19 protein-coding genes are annotated in these 19,125 nt (G+C 68.7%); 10 read left to right on the top strand and 9 right to left on the bottom strand.

Going from position 1 to position 19,125, the window contains the following annotated elements:
• Positions 1-204 precede the first annotated feature (204 nt).
• From truB to AC1DTF_RS10590, 3 genes are read right to left on the bottom strand one after another with little or no spacing between them, the layout of a single operon-like run.
• Positions 205-1,134, bottom strand: a complete 930-nt coding sequence (gene truB, locus AC1DTF_RS10600) for a tRNA pseudouridine(55) synthase TruB (protein WP_477474042.1) — start codon at positions 1,132-1,134, stop codon at positions 205-207.
• Complete coding sequence (gene pptT / locus AC1DTF_RS10595) at positions 1,131-1,787, bottom strand: 4'-phosphopantetheinyl transferase PptT (protein ID WP_477474041.1); 657 nt, start codon at positions 1,785-1,787, stop codon at positions 1,131-1,133. The genes truB and pptT overlap by 4 nt, the downstream gene beginning before the upstream one ends.
• Entirely contained in the window at positions 1,787-2,743 is a 957-nt protein-coding gene (locus AC1DTF_RS10590; RefSeq protein WP_057168992.1) for a metallophosphoesterase family protein, read from the bottom strand. The genes pptT and AC1DTF_RS10590 overlap by 1 nt, the downstream gene beginning before the upstream one ends.
• Positions 2,744-2,883: 140 nt before the next feature.
• On the opposite strand from AC1DTF_RS10590, the gene AC1DTF_RS10585 reads away from it, so the two are divergent.
• Both AC1DTF_RS10585 and AC1DTF_RS10580 read left to right on the top strand, forming a co-directional pair.
• The gene (locus tag AC1DTF_RS10585; protein ID WP_057168703.1) at positions 2,884-3,456 is read left to right on the top strand and encodes a DUF3558 domain-containing protein; all 573 of its coding nucleotides are present in this window, start codon (positions 2,884-2,886) and stop codon (positions 3,454-3,456) included.
• A 20-nt stretch (positions 3,457-3,476) separates the two neighbouring features.
• A complete protein-coding gene (locus tag AC1DTF_RS10580) occupies positions 3,477-5,126 on the top strand; it encodes a CocE/NonD family hydrolase (protein ID WP_477474040.1) in 1,650 nt (549 codons plus the stop codon).
• Here the strand turns inward: AC1DTF_RS10580 and AC1DTF_RS10575 are convergent.
• Both AC1DTF_RS10575 and AC1DTF_RS10570 read right to left on the bottom strand, forming a co-directional pair.
• On the bottom strand, positions 5,115-5,663 hold the full coding sequence (locus tag AC1DTF_RS10575) for a DUF1802 family protein (protein ID WP_477474039.1): 549 nt from the start codon (positions 5,661-5,663) through the stop codon (positions 5,115-5,117). The genes AC1DTF_RS10580 and AC1DTF_RS10575 overlap by 12 nt on opposite strands.
• The gene (locus tag AC1DTF_RS10570) at positions 5,660-5,923 is read right to left on the bottom strand and encodes a DUF2277 domain-containing protein (protein WP_057168991.1); all 264 of its coding nucleotides are present in this window, start codon (positions 5,921-5,923) and stop codon (positions 5,660-5,662) included. The genes AC1DTF_RS10575 and AC1DTF_RS10570 overlap by 4 nt, the downstream gene beginning before the upstream one ends.
• Before the next feature lie 44 nt (positions 5,924-5,967).
• On the opposite strand from AC1DTF_RS10570, the gene AC1DTF_RS10565 reads away from it, so the two are divergent.
• From AC1DTF_RS10565 to deoC, 8 genes are all read left to right on the top strand, one after another.
• Entirely contained in the window at positions 5,968-6,735 is a 768-nt protein-coding gene (locus AC1DTF_RS10565; protein WP_477474038.1) for an enoyl-CoA hydratase, read from the top strand.
• A 137-nt stretch (positions 6,736-6,872) separates the two neighbouring features.
• Entirely contained in the window at positions 6,873-7,874 is a 1,002-nt protein-coding gene (locus AC1DTF_RS10560; protein WP_477474037.1) for a substrate-binding domain-containing protein, read from the top strand.
• A gap of 51 nt (positions 7,875-7,925) precedes the next feature.
• The gene (locus AC1DTF_RS10555; protein ID WP_477474036.1) at positions 7,926-9,014 is read left to right on the top strand and encodes a galactitol-1-phosphate 5-dehydrogenase; all 1,089 of its coding nucleotides are present in this window, start codon (positions 7,926-7,928) and stop codon (positions 9,012-9,014) included.
• A 2-nt stretch (positions 9,015-9,016) separates the two neighbouring features.
• A complete protein-coding gene (locus tag AC1DTF_RS10550; RefSeq protein ID WP_477474035.1) occupies positions 9,017-10,570 on the top strand; it encodes an FGGY-family carbohydrate kinase in 1,554 nt (517 codons plus the stop codon).
• Positions 10,570-11,541, top strand: a complete 972-nt coding sequence (locus tag AC1DTF_RS10545) for a sugar-binding transcriptional regulator (protein WP_057168696.1) — start codon at positions 10,570-10,572, stop codon at positions 11,539-11,541. The genes AC1DTF_RS10550 and AC1DTF_RS10545 overlap by 1 nt, the downstream gene beginning before the upstream one ends.
• A gap of 10 nt (positions 11,542-11,551) precedes the next feature.
• Complete coding sequence (locus AC1DTF_RS10540) at positions 11,552-13,024, top strand: sugar ABC transporter ATP-binding protein (protein ID WP_235571329.1); 1,473 nt, start codon at positions 11,552-11,554, stop codon at positions 13,022-13,024.
• Positions 13,017-14,021, top strand: a complete 1,005-nt coding sequence (locus tag AC1DTF_RS10535; protein WP_477474034.1) for an ABC transporter permease — start codon at positions 13,017-13,019, stop codon at positions 14,019-14,021. Before AC1DTF_RS10540 ends, AC1DTF_RS10535 begins: the two co-directional genes overlap by 8 nt.
• Before the next feature lie 39 nt (positions 14,022-14,060).
• On the top strand, positions 14,061-14,750 hold the full coding sequence (gene deoC, locus AC1DTF_RS10530) for a deoxyribose-phosphate aldolase (RefSeq protein WP_057168693.1): 690 nt from the start codon (positions 14,061-14,063) through the stop codon (positions 14,748-14,750).
• On the opposite strand, the gene AC1DTF_RS10525 is transcribed toward deoC, so the two are convergent.
• From AC1DTF_RS10525 to AC1DTF_RS10510, 4 genes are read right to left on the bottom strand one after another with little or no spacing between them, the layout of a single operon-like run.
• Positions 14,744-15,847: a glycerate kinase gene (locus AC1DTF_RS10525; protein WP_477474033.1), complete on the bottom strand. Its 1,104-nt coding sequence runs from the start codon at positions 15,845-15,847 to the stop codon at positions 14,744-14,746. The genes deoC and AC1DTF_RS10525 overlap by 7 nt on opposite strands.
• Entirely contained in the window at positions 15,844-16,674 is an 831-nt protein-coding gene (locus tag AC1DTF_RS10520) for a sugar phosphate isomerase/epimerase family protein (RefSeq protein ID WP_477474032.1), read from the bottom strand. The genes AC1DTF_RS10525 and AC1DTF_RS10520 overlap by 4 nt, the downstream gene beginning before the upstream one ends.
• Positions 16,671-17,867, bottom strand: a complete 1,197-nt coding sequence (locus tag AC1DTF_RS10515) for a dihydrodipicolinate synthase family protein (RefSeq protein ID WP_477474031.1) — start codon at positions 17,865-17,867, stop codon at positions 16,671-16,673. Before AC1DTF_RS10515 ends, AC1DTF_RS10520 begins: the two co-directional genes overlap by 4 nt.
• Complete coding sequence (locus tag AC1DTF_RS10510; protein ID WP_057168690.1) at positions 17,864-19,030, bottom strand: Gfo/Idh/MocA family protein; 1,167 nt, start codon at positions 19,028-19,030, stop codon at positions 17,864-17,866. The genes AC1DTF_RS10515 and AC1DTF_RS10510 overlap by 4 nt, the downstream gene beginning before the upstream one ends.
• Positions 19,031-19,125 lie beyond the last annotated feature (95 nt).

Here is a 19,125-nt window from a genome sequence, read left to right as displayed (position 1 = left end):
TGACGGGAACCTGATAACGGGGTTTGCGTTCCACAGCAAGGGGCATATGGACATGCGGCGGGGCCGGAAATGGCCCGTGGCGTGTGTTCAGGGTCGCAGTTTGGGTGAACGGTTGTGCGCCGAACCGCACCCGTCCCGCAGCCCGGTACGGGGGCGTCGAGCCGGTGCTTCAGCAAACTGCGCGCGGCGCACAACGCTCGCTCCTCAGAGCGTGGCCGGCCGCACCACGACCACGGGCTTGGTGCGCGAGGTGCCGTCCTCCAGCAGCGCGATCACCCGTCCGTCGGCGGCGGTGGCCGCGTACACCCCGGAGATCCCGGCCGGCGCCAGCGGGCGGCCGTGACTGGTGTCGACCACCTCCGACTCGGTGAGATCGCGGCGCGGGAAGCCCAGCAGGCAGGCCTCGTCCAGGCTGTAGGACAACTGGGCCTGCTCGGCGAGATCATCGAGCGTGCGGGCCTCGCCGAGTCCGTACCGGCCGACCGCGGTGCGCCGCAGCGCCGTGAGATGCCCACCCACCCCGAGGGTGTCGCCCACGTCGCGGGCCAGCGCCCGGATGTAGGTGCCCGACGAGCAGTCGACCACCACATCCACATCGGCGAAGCCCGAGTGTCTGCGCACCGCGAGCACGTCGAAGCGTTCGATACGCACCGGCCGGGCGGGCAGTTCGACGGCGCGGCCCTCGCGGGCCAACGTGTAGGAACGCTCTCCGGCCACCTTGATCGCACTGACCGTCGAGGGCACCTGGTCGATGCTGCCGCGCAGCGCGGATACCGCGGCAGCGATCTGGTCATCGGTCACCTGTTCGGCCGGGACGGTCTGCAGCACGTCTCCCTCGGCGTCCTCGGTGGACGTGGTCTGCCCCAGCCGGATGGTGGCGGCATAGGACTTGTCGGTGCCGGTGATCAGGCCGAGGATCTTGGTGGCGCGCTCGATCCCGATGACGAGCACCCCGGTGGCCATCGGGTCCAGCGTGCCCGCGTGGCCGACCTTGCGGGTGCCGAACAGGCGCCGGCAGCGGCCCACGACGTCATGACTGGTCATCCCGCCCGGCTTGTCGACGATCACCAGACCGGGTTCGGGCTGCGTCGATCCCCCGGTCGCTGCGCTCCTGCCCGCCGGCGGCCTGCTCACAGTGTGATCGCCGTCAGCGCAATACCTTCGGCCACCGACCACCGACCATCCAGCGCGGTCAGCGGCGGACCGTGTTCAGCCGCGGGATCGATCAGGATGCGGGACCGGAATGTGCCCGCGCTGCCGGAGGCGTCGAGGGTGAAGGTGATGTGCGCATCCTCGAAACCCAGCCAGCGATGCGTCAGCGGGTACCAGGCCTTGTAGGTGGCCTCCTTGGCGCAGAACAGGATTCGATCCCAGTGCAGATCGTTCGGAAGCGTCGAGAGCTGCGTGCGCTCGACCGGCAGGCTGATCGCGTCCAGCACTCCCTTGGGCAGCACATCGTGCGGCTCGGCATCGATACCCACCGACCGGATCTCGCTCTGGCGCCCGACCACCGCGCCGCGGAAACCGTCACAGTGCGTGAGGCTCCCGACGACGCCGTCGGGCCAGCACGGCTCACCCTTGTCGCCCTTGAGAATCGGCACCGGCGCCACCCCGATCTCACCGAGGGCGATCCGGGCACAGTGCCGCACGGTGACGAACTCGTTGCGGCGCTTGGCCACCGAGCGCGCCACCAGCGGCTCCTCCTCCGGCAGCGGCACCAGGTCCGGCGGATCGTCGTACAACTCGGCGGTGAACACCAGGTCCGGCACCACGGCGGGCAGCAGCACTAGACGCCCCTCCGCGACTTGATCCTGTCCTGCATCTTCTGGGCGTTCTCCCGCATCTCCTCGGTGATCTCGAAGTGTCCCCCGAAATCGTTGAGATACCCGGGGGCGTACTTCGGGTCCGGCAGAATCTGTCGCAGCCAGCGATAGGGCTTGCGGCGCCGCCATTCTCGCGGATAGCCGACCGAGACCTCCTCGAACCGCACCCCGTCATACCAGGTGGTCCGCGGAATGTGCAGATGCCCGTACACCGAGCAGATGGCGTTGTAGCGGGTGTGCCAGTCCTTGGTGGCCGTGGTGCCGCACCACAGCGCGAACTCCGGATAGAACATCGCATCGCAGGGTTCACGCACCAGCGGGAAATGGTTCACCAGCACCGTCGGCGTCATCCAGTCGAGGTCTTCGAGCCGCTTGCGGGTGTGCGCCACCCGGTCGCGGCACCAGGCGTCGCGCGTCGCGTACGGCTCGGCCGAGAGCAGATATTCGTCGGTGCCCACGATATTGCGCTCCTTGGCCAGCGCCAGACCTTCAGCCTTGGTGGCCGTGCCCTCGGGCAGGAACGAATAGTCGTAGAGCACGAACATCGGCACGATGGTCGCCGGTCCGCCCTCCTCGTTCCACACCGGGAACGGATGCTCGGGCGTCACGACGCCCATCTGGTCGCACATGTCGACCAGGTAGTCGTAGCGGGCCCGCCCGAAGATCTGCATCGGGTCCTTGTTGGTGGTCCACAGCTCGTGGTTGCCCGGCACCCAGATCACCTTGGCGAACCGTTTCCGCAGCAGATCGAGCGCCCAGCGGATCTCATCGGTGCGTTCCCCGACGTCGCCGGCGACGATCAGCCAGTCGTCCGGGCTCGACGGGTAGAGCGACTCGGTGACGGGCTTATTACCGGTGTGACCGGTGTGCAGGTCGCTGATCGCCCACAGCACCGGTCGGCGTTGTTCTCGTGACGGCATGGACACAACGGTCCAGCCTACTGGCAGCCCCGGTTGCCTTCGAGATGACCGAAGGAGGCAAACTAGAACCTGTTCTCGTTTAGACTCCCGGCAGGGCTCCGCTCGGACCCTCGGGTCGGATGACGATGTATGGGGGTGTGATGGCTGCCAAGCTGCGGCTGTTGTCGGCGCTGTGTGCGCTCGTCGCCGCGGTGATCGTGGTGTGGCAGGCCAATCCGGTCGGGACTCCCGCCCAGGTCCGGGCCAGTGACCTGCCGATGACCAACGTGTCCACGACCATCAAGTGGCCGGTCATCGAGACCGTCGACCCCAAGCCGTTCGACCCGTGCGCCGAGATTCCGCTCGACGTCGTGCAGCGGATCGGGCTGGCGGTCACCCCGCCCACACCCGAAGACGGGCTGCGCTGCCATTACGACGCAGGCAACTATCAGATGGCCGTCGAGGCATTCGTCTGGCGAACCTATGAGGCGACCCTGCCCGCCGACGCCGTCGAACTCGACATCGACGGGCACCGCGCCGCCCAGTTCTGGATCATGAAGCCCACCGACTGGAACGACCGCTGGTGGGTCACCTGCATGATCGCCTTCAAGACCAGCTACGGCGTGTTGCAGCAGTCGGTGTTCTACTCCCCGATCCATTCGCCGGACCGGCCGGACTGCCTGCAGATCAACATGCAGCGGGCCCACGAACTGGTGCCGTACTACAAGTTCTAGCCCCGCGTAGCCTTTATTAGGTGAGCTCACGAACTTCGCGGTATGCCCGGAACGCACTGAGTCGGGCCCTGCACCTGCCCACCCCGACCACCGACTACGTCGTACATCGCCGGGTCCCGGTGCCGATGCGCGACGGCGTGGAACTGCTCGCCGACCACTACGAACCGCTGACCGCGCGCCCGGCGGGCACCCTGCTGGTCCGCGCACCCTACGGCCGACGGTTCCCGTTCACCGTGCTGTTCGGCAGCATCTATGCCACGCGTGGCTACCACGTCGTATTCCAGAGCGTGCGAGGCACATTCGGCTCCGGCGGCGAGTTCACCCCGATGGTCAACGAGGCCGACGACGGCGCCGACACCGTGGGGTGGCTGCGCGAACAGCCCTGGTTCACCGGCACCTTCGCCACCATCGGCCTGTCCTATCTGGGGTTCACCCAGTGGGCACTGCTCACCGATCCACCGCCGGAGCTGGCCGCCGCCGTCATCACCGTCGGTCCGCACGATTTCGCCCAATCCTCATGGGGCACCGGGTCGTTCTCGCTCAACGACTTCCTGGGCTGGAGCGACATGGTGTCGCATCAGGAGGAGCCGGGCCTGGCCCAGGCCGTGGTCCGTCAGGCCACCGCGGGCCGCCGCGTCGGCGCGGCCGCGCTGGATCTACCGCTGGGCGCGGGTGGACGGGCCCTGCTCGGAGACGGCGCCCAGTGGTACGAGTCCTGGCTGCAACCACCCGAGGAGGACCCCGAGCACTGGCGGCGGCTGGCCGCCACCGAGGCACTGGACCGGGTGAACATCCCGGTGCTGCTGCTCAGCGGGTGGCAGGACCTGTTCCTCGACCAGACGCTGGACCAGTACCGCCATCTGCGCGCACGCGAGGTGCCGACCGCGATGACCATCGGCCCCTGGACGCACAGCCAGATGATGACCAAGGGCGGCCCGACGGTGATCCGGGAGACCCTGCAGTGGTTGGACACTCATCTGGCCTCCGGCGGTAGAGATACCCGGCGCAATCCGGTGCGCATCAACATCCACGGTGACGGCTGGGTGGATCTGCCCGACTGGCCGCCGGCCACCGAACACCKCGACCTGTACCTGCTGCCCGGGGCACAGCTGGGCGATGCGCCGCCCGCCGACCCGGGGGCGACCTCGAGCTTCACCTATCACCCCGCGGACCCCACCCCCACGCTCGGTGGCCGGCTGCTGTCCCCCGACGGCGGTTACCGCGACGACTCGGCACTGGCCACCCGCCCCGATGTGCTCACCTTCACCGGTGAGCCGTTGGCCGCCGACCTCTATACCGTCGGTGTCCCGGTGCTGGAACTCGCGCATCGCTCCGACAACCCGCACCATGATGTGTTCGTCCGGATCAGCGAGGTCGACGCCCGGGGCCGCTCGACCAATGTGAGCGACGGGTACCGCAGATTCTCGGCCGGTGCCGAATCAGGGCTGTTACGTATCGAACTCGATGCTCTCGCCCATCGCTTCCCGGCGGGTTCCCGGATCCGCGTGCTGGTGGCCGGCGGCTCGCATCCGCGTTACGCCCGCAACCTCGGCACCGGTGAACCCGCGGTCTCCGGCGAGGCGCTGCGTCCGGCGACCCACACCGTCGTCCATGACGCCCGATCCAGGCTGATCCTGCCCGCCGCGGCGGGACCGCCGTCAGCCCACTGAGTCGCGTACCCGCTGCGCGACCGCGCTGAGGGTGTCGATGTCGTGCACCGGTGCGGCATAACAGGTTTCGGGCACCGGCAGCTGCACCCAGCTGGAGCAGCCGCCGTAGTCGGGGATGCGTGGCAGCAGCACCGGTTCGGCCAGCGCACGGGCCTGCACCACCAGCACCGTCAGCCGGCGCTTCGGGCGGAAATCCAGCCGGTCGGCCCGCACCGACTCCTCGGTCCAGATGTGCAGATCGGCGATGTCGGCGATCGCCTCCGGCCGGTTGACCTCAATGGCGGCAACCACTTTCGCGCCGGCGCGCACGACGATCGCCTGTTCGGTGCTGTCGGCCGCGCTGTCGAGCAGTTCACGGTGCTCGGGACGCACCCGCTGGGCGTGGCTGTGCGCGACCGTCGGGAACAGCAGGAATTCCCCGGCCGCCAGATCGAAGCGTTTCTCGTGGATACCGCCCTTGCGCAACAGCACCGTCTGGCGGCCGTCGAGCAGAGCGTGCACGGCCGCGCCCCATTCCTTGAGCGCGGTGGTCGTCACAGACCCAGCCGGGCCCGCACCTCGGGGCGACGCAGCGGCGGCACCGTCTTGGGTGGCTGCCTGCGCGGCGGCAACTGCGCCAGTAGCCGTTCGGTGGTGGCGGTGACCTCGGCGACGGCGGCCTCGAACGCGTCGGCATTGGCCGCGGTGGGACGGGTGACACCGCTGATCTTGCGGATGTACTGCCGCGCGGCGGCCTCGATCTCTTCGGATGTCGCTGCCGGTTCCAGACCACGCAGCTCGGTGATGTTTCGGCACATGACCTCCACGATAGGCGCTTGACGGGTGTCGATACGGTGTGCCGATGAGCAACGCTGCCGAAAACGTCCTGCTGATCGAGACCGCCGACCGGGTGCGCACCCTGACGCTGAACCGGCCGCAGGCGCGTAACGCGCTATCCCTGGCGCTGCGCACCCAACTGTTCGCCGCGCTGCGCGCCGCCGAGACCGATGACGCGGTCGACGTGGTGATCCTGACCGGCGCCGATCCGGTGTTCTGCGCAGGCCTCGATCTCAAAGAACTGGGCGACACCACCGAATTGCCCGACATCTCCCCCAAGTGGCCGGCCATGGATAAACCGGTGATCGGGGCGATCAACGGCGCCGCGGTCACCGGCGGCCTGGAGATCGCGCTGTACTGCGACGTGCTGATCGCCTCCGAGCAGGCCCGCTTCGCCGACACCCACGCCCGGGTTGGGCTGCTGCCGACCTGGGGGCTGTCGGTGCGGCTGCCGCAGAAGGTCGGCGTCGGCATGGCCCGCCGGATGAGCCTGACCGGTGACTACCTCTCGGCGGCCGATGCGCTGCGCACCGGACTGGTCACCGAGGTCGTCGCGCACGACGATCTGCTGCCGGCGGCGCGGCGGATCGCCGCATCCATCGTGGGCAACAACCAGCGCGCCGTCGCAGCGCTGCTGGATTCCTACCACCGCATCGACGCCGAGCAGACCCAGGCCGGACTGTGGATCGAGGCCGAATCGGCGCGGGCCTGGATGTCCGTCGCGACCGGCGACGATATCGCCGCGAGCCGGGCATCGGTGATCGAGCGGGGTAGGTCGCAAGTGCAGGCGTAGAGGTCCCCGCGCCCCGCCACTCCTTCGCTTTGCTCATATGAGCAAAGTTATGCGCATATGTTGACGTGTTACGGCGATGCTTCCTACGGTGATGGAGGTCACGCGCTTCGACGTCGAGGCGCCAGTAAGGAGCAACAATGCGATTCGCAAAGGTCATGGCGGGGTGCGCAATCTCTGCCGCGGTGGCGATCGGTTCGTCCGCGTGCACGATGCCCGGCGAGAACACCGCCGGTGGCGGCAGCGCCCCCGCCGAGGGAGCACTGAAGATCGGCTTCAGCCAAGCCACCCAGCAGAGCCCGTTCTATGTGGCGCTCACCGATGCGGCCAAGCAGACCGCCGAACGCGACGGCAATGAGCTCTTCTTCGCCGATGCCAACGGCGATGTCACCAAGCAGAACAACGATGTGCAGGATTTGATCACCCGCGGGATCAACGTGCTGGTGATCAATCCCGTCGACCCCAAGGGCATCGCGCCCTCGCTGGCCGCCGCGGACGCCGCGGGCATCGAGGTCGTCACCGTCGACCGCCCCATCGAGTCGGGCGCGGCGTCGTTCGTCGGACGCGACAACAAGGCCATGGGCCAGATCGTCGGCGAGGCCGCTGTCGCAGCGCTGGGCCCCGAGGGCGGCAAGATCATCGAGATCCAGGGCGACGCCGGCGGTGCGGTGGCCCGCGACCGTCACGACGGATTCGCCGCCGCGGTCGCAGCCCAGCCCACCATCACCGTGATAGACGGCCCGTACAGCGACTACATCCGGTCCAACGCCGTCACCGCCATGCAGGATCTGCTGCAGGCGCACCCGGATCTGCGAGCCGTCTACGCGCAGAACGACGATATGGCGCTCGGTGCGCTGCAGGTGCTCGCCGAGAACAATCGCAGCGACGTCAAGGTGTTCGGCGTCGACGGACTGATGGAGGCGGTACGCGCCATCGACGACGGCGACCAGTACACCGCGACCGCCCTCAATGACCCCAATGCTGAAGGCCGGCTCGCGGTCGAGACGGCCGTCAAGGTCGCCAAGGGTGAATCGGTGGCCGAATTCATCGACGCCGGAACGGGTTTGATCAACAAGTCCAACGCGCCGGCGCTGGTGGGCGACACCACCTTCGCCGAGGCGCCGCAGGCCCCTCCGGCCTGATCCACGCACCGCCACCCCCTTTCCACGAAGCACCTCAGGAGCCATCACCTCATGACAACCGAAGCGCCCACCCGGGATCTGTCCACCCGGGAGACCCTTCCCCAGACGATGACCGCCGCCGTGATGCACGCACCCGGTGACATCCGGGTCGAACAGGTCGCGGTGCCCCGCCCGGGGCCCGGCCAGGTTCTGCTCAAGATCGCCGCCTGCGGGGTCTGCGGGTCCGACATCCCGCGCATGCTGCGCAACGGTGGCTACATCATGCCGATCATCTGCGGCCACGAGTTCTCCGGCTGGTTGGTCGAACTCGGGGACGGTGTCACAGGTTTCGAGATCGGCGAACTGGTCTCGGTGCCGCCGCTGATCCCCTGCCGCACATGCGATTACTGCCTCAAGGGTGCGTTCGGGTTRTGCGAGAACTACGACTACTTCGGTAGCCGTTGCGACGGTGCCTACGCGCAGTACACGGTGTCGCCGGTGGGCAACCTGCTCAAGATGCCCRCCGGTATCGACCCGCGGGCGGCGGCCATGCTCGACCCGGCCGCGATCGCTCTGCACGGATTGTGGAAAACCGGCCTGCGGGCCGGGCACCGGGTACTCGTCATCGGTGCCGGCCCGATCGGGCTTTTCGCCGTGCAGTGGGCCCGGTTGCACGGCGCCACCGAGGTCGTCGCGGTCGACCTCAGCGAAGAGAAGGCGGCCATGGCGCGCCAGGCCGGTGCCGGGGCCGCGGTCCAGGGCGCCGAGGAAGCCCGCGCACTGGGCGGGCGCGGTTTCGACATCGTGCTGGAATCCGCCGGTGTGCCGGCGACCGCCGATATGGCCGCCAACCTGACCGGGCCGCACGGCCACGCCGTGTTCATCGGTATCCCGCACGCACCCGTACCGCTGGGCAAGGAGACGTTCAACCAATTCATGCGGCAGGAGGCCACACTGCACGGATCGTGGAACTCGTTCTCTGCGCCGTTCCCCGGCGACGAGTGGCGGACATCGGCCAAGATGATGGCCACCGGGCAACTCGAGTGGGAGTTCATGATCACCCACGAGCTACCGCTGTCGGAACTTCCGCAGACCATGCAACAACTGGGTGAGCGTTCGATCTTCTCCTCGAAGGTGCTCTTCCTACCCAACGAGGACTGAGCATGGGAATTCTGCTGTCGATCGATCTCGGCACCGAGGGTGCGCGGGTCGGGGCCTTCACCGAGGACGGCCGCGCGCTGGGCACCGCCCACCGCCCCTACCAGACACGGTTCCCCAGACCGGGTTGGGCCGAACAGGATCCGCGGGACTGGTGGGCGGCCATCACCGCGGCCACCCGCCAATTGCTGAGCTCCGACGAGTGCAGGCGTGCCGGCGAGGTCGTCGCCATCGCCGCCGCGACGACCGCGTCCACCGTGGCGGTGCTCGACGCTGCCGGTGAACCGCTGCGCCCGGCCATCCTGTGGATGGACTGCCGCAGCGGCGCGGAGTCCGAGCGCACCGCACAGCTCGCACCGGACCACCCGATCCTGGAATGGTCGGGCGGCTCGGATGCCGCGGAGTGGCTGGTGCCCAAGGCGATGTGGCTGCGGGCGCACGACCCGGACAACTACGACCGCGCGGCACGGATCGTCGAGGCCGTCGACTATGTGACGTTCCGGCTCACCGGCCAGTGGGTCGGCTCCCAGATGAACGCCGTCTGCAAGTACAACTACGACCCGATCGCCGGGCGGCTGCCCGTCGAGTTGTATGCCGCGCTGGGAGTGCAGGATCTGGCCGACAAGCTGCCCGACCGCATCGTCGAGGTCGGGGGTGTCGCGGGCACGCTGTCCGCCTCCGCCGCAACCGAACTCGGCATAACCGCCCGTCCGGTCATCGCCGTCGGCGGTATCGACGCGCACGTCTCCCTGCTGGCGTGCGGAGGTGAACTGAACGGGCTCGTCTCCGTGGTCGCGGGCACCTCCTCGGCGATCACCGCCGAGATCGACGTGCCGACCAGCACGAACGAGATCTGGGGCCCGTACCCGAGGGCGTTGCGCCAGAACAAGTGGCTGGTGGAGGGCGGGCAGGTCACCAGCGGTTCGGTGCTGAAGTGGACCGGCGAGTCGGTGATGGGTGTCCCCCGCGGCGAGCTGTCGACGCTCATCGACGAGGCCGCCCTGGTCGATCCGGCCGCGCACGGCCTACGCGCGCTGGACTACTTCATGGGTAACCGCACCCCGTACCGGGAGGCACGGCTGCGCGGCGCCGTGGTGGGGTTGTCGCTGGGCACCACCAGGGCCGAGTTGTATCGCGCCATGGTCGAGGCGGTGGCCTGCGGTACCCGCAGCGTCATCGACTCCTTCGAGCGGTCCGGAGTGTCGTGTGAACGACTGGTGTTCTCCGGAGGTATCGAGCGGAACCCGCTGTGGCAGCAGGTCACCGTGGATGTCCTCGGCCGGCCCGCCGAGCTCGTCGTCGGGGAGAACCTGACACTTCGGGCTTGCGCGGTCATTGCCGCCACCGCGGCCGGCGTCGCCGGTTCGCTGCACGACGGCGCACAGCTCTTCGCCCCGAAGGTCCGGCTGATCGAACCCGATCCGGACCGGATCGCGTTGTATCAGAGCACCTTCGAGGACTACCAACGGCTGACGGCGATTCTGCAGCCATTCATGCATGACAGTGCCGACCGGTTGGCCGGAGTTCCGGTCGCGGCTCCGACGGGGGTTCCGAGCTGATGTCCCAACCCCACGAGAAGAGCCACGTCGAACTCATGCTGCACGTGGCCCAGCACTACTACGAGCAGGGCCGCACCCAGGAGGACATCGGCCGCGAACTGCACCTGACCCGGTGGAAGGTGGGCAGGCTGCTCGACGAGGCCCGCGAGGTGGGCATCGTGCAGATCAGGATCGTGCACCCGCAGGCCCGCCGCACCCAGCTCGAGGTCGCCATGCGCAGCGAGTTCGGGCTACGCGAATGCATCGTGGTCCCGGGACCGGAGTCGCCGGGCTCCGACACCCACATCGCCGCGGCGGCCGCCGGCTATCTGCAGGCCAACTCGTCAGGCATCTCCACGCTGGCCGTCTCGTGGGGAAACACGTTGCAGCACATCGCCGCCGTACTGCCGGCCGGATGGACCAGCGGCATCGAGGTCATCCAGGCCAACGGCGGGGTGAGCCGGTCGGTGCGCCCCACCACCGCGGCCAACATCGCCACCAGCATCGCGCACAGCGGAAACGGGCGCGCCACACTGCTCCCGGTGCCGGCGATCGTGGAACGCATCGAGACCCGCGACGCGCTCTACGCCGAGGGCTTTGTCGGTGACGTGCTCACCGGTGCCCGCCAGGCCGACGCGCTGCTGTTCTCACTCGGCGCCCCGGGGCCGACCTCGGTGCTGGTGGAGTCCGGCGCGGTGACCCCCGCCGAACTGCGTGAGCTCGAGGCGCGAGGCGCCTGCGGGGACATCCTGGCCCACTACCTCACCGCCGACGGTGAGATCGCTCATCCGGATATCGACAGCAGGACAGTGGGATTGGGTCTCGATGACGTCAGAAACGCCAAATGCGCCATCGCCGTCGCGGCAGGCCCGAACAAGGTTGCGGTGGTGCGCGCGGCGCTGCGCAGCGGGTTGTGCACCGTGCTGATCACCGACGAACCCACCGTGAACGCAGTGCTGGAGCACAGCACCGCCGAGGCATTGGAGGCATGACATGCTGACGATGACCGATATCGTCAAGGCCTTTCCCGGCACCAAGGCCTGTGACGGCGCGAGCCTGCAGGTCTCCCAGGGTGAGGTGCACTGCCTGCTCGGCGAGAACGGCGCAGGCAAGAGCACCATGATGAAGATCCTTTCCGGTTCCTACACAGCCGATTCCGGGACCATCACCCTGGGCGGGAAGCCCATGACGTTCACCTCGCCGATCGACGGGGTGCGCGCCGGGATCAACACCATCTACCAGGAGCTGGACCTGGTGCCCGACCTGACGGTCGCGCAGAACCTGTTCCTCGGCCACGAACCGCGTCGGGGCCCGTTGGTCAACCGCAGGGAACGCGACGAGCGTGCCGCCGAGGCGATCGCGCGGGTCGGCGGCATCTTCTCCCCGACCGCCGTCGTCGGCGAACTGTCGGTATCGGATCAGCAGCTCACCGCGATCGCCAAGGCACTCACCACCGATGCCCGCATCGTGGTGATGGACGAGCCCAGCGCCACCCTCACCGATCACGATCTGGCGGCGGTGTTCCGGGTCATCCGCGAACTCACCGCGGCCGGAAAGTCGGTCATCTACATCTCACACCGGCTCGACGAGGTGAAGGAGATCGGTGACCGGGCCACCGTCATGCGTGACGGCGCCACGGTGGGTGTGTTCGACATCGCCTCGGTGACCAAGGAGGAACTCGTCGAGTCGATGATCGGYCGCGCCGTGCAGGTTCGTCCGCCCCGGCGGCACAGCCCCGGGTCCGGCCCGCTCTTGCACGTGCGTCGGGCCAGCATCCCCGGCGTGATCGACATCCGCGACATCACCGTGGGTCGCGGTGAGATCGTGGGTCTCGCCGGCCTGGGCGGAGCCGGCCGATCCACCTTGCTGGCCACCATCTTCGGTGACCGTAAGGCCGAACTCGACATGACGCTGGGCGATCAGCAGATCGTGTCACTGACGCCACGGACCGCCGTCGGGCTCGGTATCGGACTGGTGCCCGAGGACCGCAAACGGCAGGGCCTGTTCCTGGAGCAGTCCATTCTGCGCAATGCCGCGATCGCGGCGCTCAAACCGTTCCGGATCAACCCGATGGCCCGGGCCCGCGAGGTGTGCCACCCTCCGCTGACCCGGCTGGGGGTCAAATTCGCCAGCGTCGACCAGCCCGTGGGCCAGCTCTCCGGCGGCAACCAGCAGAAGGTGGTGCTCGCCAAGTGGATGGCGCGCGGGATCGACCTGCTGCTGCTGGACGAGCCCACCCGCGGTCTGGACATCGGCGCCAAGGCCGACCTCTTCGAACAGGTCCATGCGCTCGCCGATGCGGGCGTCGGTGTGCTGATGGCATCGAGCGAACTGAGTGAACTCACCGAGAACTGCAATCGGATCTGGGTTCTGCACGAGGGACTCAACATTGCCCAGTACGAGCCCCTGACCACCCCCTCAGCGGATATCGCCCGCTGCATCGTCACCGGAAGAACGAAGTACGCCAATGACTGATCTGATCGACCGCGCCGCCACCCCTGAACCGGCGGCCGTCACACCGAAGAGCCAGCGGCGCGGCATCATCATGCGCTTCAACCTGCTGTTCATCTTCATCGCACTGTTCGTGGTGGCCTCGGTGTCCGCACCGCAGTTCCTCACCACCCAGAACATGGCCAACCTGCTGCAGCAGTCCAGTCTCACCGGCATCGTCGCGATCGGTATGACCGTGGTGATCCTGACATCGGGCATCGACCTGTCGGTGGGCAGCGTCGCGGCACTGTCCGGGATGCTGGTGGCGATCTTCATCGGCATCGGACTGCCCTGGCCGGTGGCCATGGCCCTGGCGATCGGATCGGGTCTGGTGCTCGGCGGCGTGATGGGCGGTCTCAGCGCGTATCTGGTGCTGCCGGCTTTCATGGTGACCCTGGCCGGGATGCAGAGCATCCGGGGCATGACCTACCTGACCACCAACGGCACGCCCACGACCGCCGAAATCCCGATGGGCCTGCGGTTCCTGGGCGCGGGCTCCATCGCCGGCATCCCGGTGGTCGGCGTCATCTTCGTCGCGACGGCACTCATCGTCGGATTCGTGCTGCGCCGCACCACCTTCGGTGAACACATCTACGCGGTGGGCAGCAACGCGCAGGCCGCGCGCCTGTCCGGCCTGCCGGTGCAGCGCATCACCACCGCGGCCTATGTCATCTGCGGCGGGCTGGCGGCCCTCACCGGCGTGTTGCTGACCGCACGGCTTACCATCGGTCAGCCGACCGCGAACACCGGGCTGGAACTCGACGCGATCGCCGCGGTGGTGCTCGGCGGGACCAGTCTGTTCGGCGGAAAGGGCGGTGTGCTCGGCACGTTCATCGCCGTCCTACTGCTGTCGGTGTTGCGCAACCTGTTCAACCTGCTCGGGCTGAGCTCGTTCTTCCAGATGCTGGTGACCGGTCTGATCCTGATCGCCGCGCTCATCATGAACTACCTGATCGACAGGCAGTCCAAGAGCGCCGCCTGACACTCCCTTTCATCCACGTACGACAGAACAGAGGAATTCATGAGCACGCCCACCGACACCGCCGCCGACGTGGCCGCGATGATCGACCACACCCTGCTCAAGCCCGAGGCCACCGCCGCCGATGTCGCCGCCGTGGTGGCCGAGGCCGCCGAGCTCGGCACCTACTCGGTGTGTGTCTCGCCGTCCATGCTGCCGATCACCGTGCCCGACACCCTGAAAGTCGCGGTGGTGTGCGGCTTCCCGAGCGGGAAGCACACCTCGGCGGTAAAGGCCGCCGAGGCGGCCGAGGCGCTGGCCAACGGCGCCGACGAGATCGACATGGTCATCGACATCGGCGCCGCCAAGGCCGGTGCTTTCGACCTGGTGCAATCCGATATCGCCGCGGTGCGCGCGGCCGCACCCGCTCCGGTGGTGCTCAAGGTGATCATCGAATCGGCCGCCCTGACCGACGACGAGATCGTGGGTGTCTGCCGGGCAGCGGTCGCCGCGGGTGCCGATTTCGTCAAGACCTCGACCGGCTTCCATCCCTCCGGCGGTGCCACCGTGCACGCCGTGGAACTGATGCACCGCACGGTCGCCGATGCGGGACTGGCCGTGAAGGCCTCGGGCGGGGTGCGCACGCTCGAGCAGGCACGCGCGATGATCGCCGCCGGTGCTACCCGGCTCGGTGTGTCCGGGTCTCGGGCGCTGTTGTCGTCGGCCGGTGGCGAGGCCGGGTCGGGCTACTGAATCGTCCCGGCGAATCGTCGCGCCGCCACCGAACCCGCTGCGCGCAGCCAGTGCAGCGGGTCGGTCATCGCGGCCCCCGGCGACCCCGCGATATCGGTGAGGGACACCGTCGGCACTTCGCATCGCGCCGCGACCTGCCCGGCCACCACCACGGCGGGCACCTCGTGGCGGGCGGCCGCGTCAAGTACGTGGCCGACGAGCTTGCCGGTCCATGAAGTGCCGTCGAAACGTCCCTCCCCGGTGAGCACCAGGTCGGCCGTCGCGAGTTGGGCCTCCAGGCCGGTGAGTTCCGCGATGCGCTGTGCACCGGATGTCGCCGCGGCACCCCAGGCCATCAGGCCGAAGCCCGCACCACCGGCCGCGCCGGCGCCGGGGGTGCCCGGGTCGGCTTCCAGGCCTGCGGCATTCAGGATCCGGGCCCACCGGATGAGCCCGTCATCGAGCTGCTCGACGTCGGCCGGTGTCGCACCCTTCTGCGGCCCGAACACCGCCGCGGCACCCTGTGGGCCACGCAGCGGGGCCGCGGTGTCGACCAGCAACTCGACACCGTCCGGGGGCAGCGGGGCCAGGCCGTCGGTGTCGACGTATGCGACGGTGCGAAGTCCGTGCGCCCCACGGTCGATCGGTCGGCCCGACGCATCGAAGGCCTTGAGACCCAGCGCCGTCAGGGCGCCGGCACCGCCGTCGGTACTGGCCGAGCCGCCCAGCCCGATCTGCACCGACCGGACACCGGCGGCCAGCGCGGTGCCGATGAGCCGGCCCAGTCCGTGGGTGTCGGCCCGCCAGGGTTCCAGCCGGTCCAGCAACGCGATCCCGGAGGGTTCGGCAAGCTCGATGACGGCGCGTTGCCCGTCGTGGTCGAGAAGCCAGCGTGCGGACACCGGCCGGCCGTCCGGGCCGTCGACCTCGCTCTGGTGCCACCGCCAAACCCCCGACGCCGCAACCGCTTCCAGCGTGCCCTCGCCGCCATCGGCCTGTGGCAGTGCGATGACGTGATCATGGGGGTACACCCCCGACCAACCCTGGGCGAGCGCCTCGGCCACCTCGGTGGCCGAGGCGGTCCCCTTGAACGAGTCCGGGGCGATCAGGACCTTCACAGCCCGGGCAGCACCAGGTCGCGGTACCTGTTCTTCATGGTGTCCAGCACGGTGTGACCGTCGGTCGCCCAGACCTCCTCGTTGAAGATCTCCACCTCGATATCGCCGTCGTACCCGGCGGCGGTCACCAATGCGGCGACAGCGCCGAAGTCGATGACGCCGTCGCCCATCATCCCGCGGGATACCAGCGGGTCGGCGGCCATCGGGACCAGCCAGTCGCAGATCTGGAAGGAACTGATGCGGCCCTGCGCGCCGGCGGCCGCGATCCCCGTCGCCAGATCCGGATCCCACCAGACGTGGAAGGTGTCCACAACCACCCCTACCGCGGTGGCCGGGTGCGGTGCGGCCAGTGCCAGCGCCTGACCCAGCGTCGAGATCACCGCACGGTCGGCGCAGAACACCGGATGCAGGGGCTCCAGCGCCAGTCGCACGTCGCGCTCGGCGGCGTACGGAACCAATGCGGCCAACCGGTCGGCCAACCGGGCGCGCGCACCGGGCAGATCGCGATCGGGGATGCCGCCGGCGACCATGATCAGCTCCGGTGCGCCCAGGGTGGCGGCTTCATCGATGGCCCGGCGATTGTCCGCGAGTGCGGCCTCACCGTCCCCGACTCCGGTGAGGAACCCGCCGCGGCACAGGCTGGACACCCGAAGACCGTTGTCACGTACCAGCTTCGCCGCTTCGTCCACACCGGCCTCGGCGACCCTGTCGCGCCACAACCCGATCGCGGGCAGGCCGGCCGCCGCGGTCGCCTCGACCGCCTGGCGCAGATTCCAGGACTTCGTCGTCATGGTGTTCAGTGACAACCGCGCGAAGGTTGTGCTCATCCGTGGACTCCGTTCAGTGCGAGATAGGTGCGCATCCGCGCGGCGGCCAGCGCGGGATCGGCGAGCAGGCCGGCACGGTCGGCGAGCACGAAGAGCCGGCACAGGTGCCCCACCGACCGGCCGGACGCCAGTCCGTTGACCATCGAGAACCCGGGCTGGTGACCGTTGAGCCAGGACAGGAAGGCGATCCCGGTCTTGTAGTAATAGGTCGGCGCGGCGAAGATGTGCCTGCCCAGTTCCTGGGTGGACGCCAGGATCTTGTGCGCCCGCGCACTGTCACCTGCATCGAGTTCCTGCAGGGCGGTCGAGGCCGCGGGGTAGATGGCGGCGAAGATGCCCAGCAGGGCATCCGAATGCCCGGCCTGGTCACCGATGATCAGCTCGGGATAGTTGAAATCGTCTCCGGTGTAGAGCCGGACCCCGGCGGGCAGCGCGCAGCGCAACGCCACCTCGTGTCCGGCGTCCAGCAGCGACACCTTGACGCCGTCGACCTTGTCGGCGTGGGTTTCGATGAGCTCGCGGAAGGTTGCTGTCGCCGAGTCGATATCGGCACTGCCCCAGTAGCCGCGCAGCGCCGGGTCGAACATGTCCCCCAGCCAGTGCAGGATCACCGGTCGGTCCACCTCGGCGAGCAGCGTGCCGTACACCGACAGATAGTCCGCTGGCGACTCGGCAACCGTGGCCAGGGCCCGGGAGGCCATCAGGATCACCTGGGCACCCGCGTCGCGCACCACCTCGATCTGCGCCCGGTAGGCATCGGTGATGGCGGCCAGCCCCGCCGCCCCGGCCGGGAGGTCGGCAATGACCAGCTGGTCGGTACCGGCGCCGCAGGAGAGCCGTCCGCCCACCGCGGCGGCTTCCCGGCCGCTGCGCGCGATCAGCTCGCGGGTGGCGGCCCAGTCCAGTCCCATCCCGCGTTGCGCGGTGTCCATCGCGTCGGCCACGCCCAGTCCGTAGGACCACAGCTCGTGGCGGTAGGCCATGGTGATGTCCCAGTCCAGGTCGGCGGGCGCGCCGGGGCTGCTGTCGGCGGTGGCCTTGGGAACGACATGGGCTGCCGCGTAAGCGATCCGGGAGGTGATCGGACCGCCGGGCCGCCGCCACGGACCGGGCTCACCCAGGACGTGGGTACGCAGCGCACCGTCGATCGGCAGCCGCARCGCGGTGTCGTCGGCTCGGATCGTGGCGGTCACAGCACGATCTCCGGGACATCCAGGCGGCGTCCTTCGACGGAGCTGCGCAGGCCGAGTTCGGCCAATTGCACACCGCGGGCGGCGGACAGCAGGCCGAAACGGTGGGACCGTCCTGCGACGACATCGCGCAGGTATTCCTCCCACTGCAATTTGAAGCCGTTGTCGAGGTCGGCGTTGGCCGGGACGTCGAGCCACTGGTCGCGGAATTTCTCGGTGACCGGAAGGTCGGGATTCCACACCGGTTTCGGGGTGTGGGCACGTTGCTGTGCCACGCAGCCGCGCAACCCGGCGACCGCCGAGCCGTGCGTGCCGTCGATCTGGAACTCGACGAGTTCGTCGCGGTGTACCCGGACCGCCCAGGATGAGTTGATCTGGGCGATGACGCCGCCTTCGATCTCGAAGATGCCGTAGGCGGCGTCGTCGGCGGTCGCCTTGTAGGCGTTGCCCTGCTCGTCCCAGCGGGTCGGGATGTGGGTGGCGGTGCGCGCGGTCACCGACTGCACGGTGCCGAGCAGGCCCTCCATCACGTAGTTCCAGTGGCAGAACATGTCGACGGTGATACCGCCGCCGTCCTCGGCGCGGTAGTTCCAGCTGGGCCGCTGGGCGGGCTGGCCGTCGCCCTCGAACACCCAGTAGCCGAACTCGCCGCGCATCGACAGGATGCGCCCGAAGAAGCCTTCGTCGATGAGTCTGCGCAGTTTGACCAGACCCGGCAGGTACAGCTTGTCGTGTACCACCCCGGCCACCACCCCGGCGTTCTCCGCCATACGAGCGAGTTCGATTGCCTCGGTGAGCGTTTCGGCCGTCGGTTTCTCCGTGTAGACGTGCTTGCCGGCCTTGATGGCGCCGGAGAGCGCCTCCATCCGCCGCGAGGTGACCTGCGCGTCGAAGTACACGTCGACGGTCGGGTCGGCGATCACGGAGGCGGTGTCGGTGGTCCAGGCGTCGATGCCGTGCTCGGCGGCGAGGTCGGCGATCTTCTCGGCGTTGCGCCCGACGAGGATCGGCTCCACGTCGACACGGGTGCCGTCTTCGAGCAGCAGGCCGGTCTCGCGCAACGGGAGGATGGAGCGCAGCAGGTGCTGGCGGTAGCCCATCCGGCCGGTCACGCCGTTCATGGCGATGCGCAGCGTGCGGCGAGGCGTTTCGGGAGATGCAGGCATGTGCGAATTCCTTGTCTGATGAAGACGGCGTCTTATCGGGACGTTGCGAACAGGGGATCCGGCGCCCCCACCGAACTCGTCACGGAGTCGGCGGC

It is taken from the genome of Mycobacterium sp. P4_H6 (genome assembly GCF_056400845.1).
The sequence above is the reverse complement of the archived record's forward strand: the minus strand, read 5'-3'. Positions and strand labels throughout refer to the sequence as shown.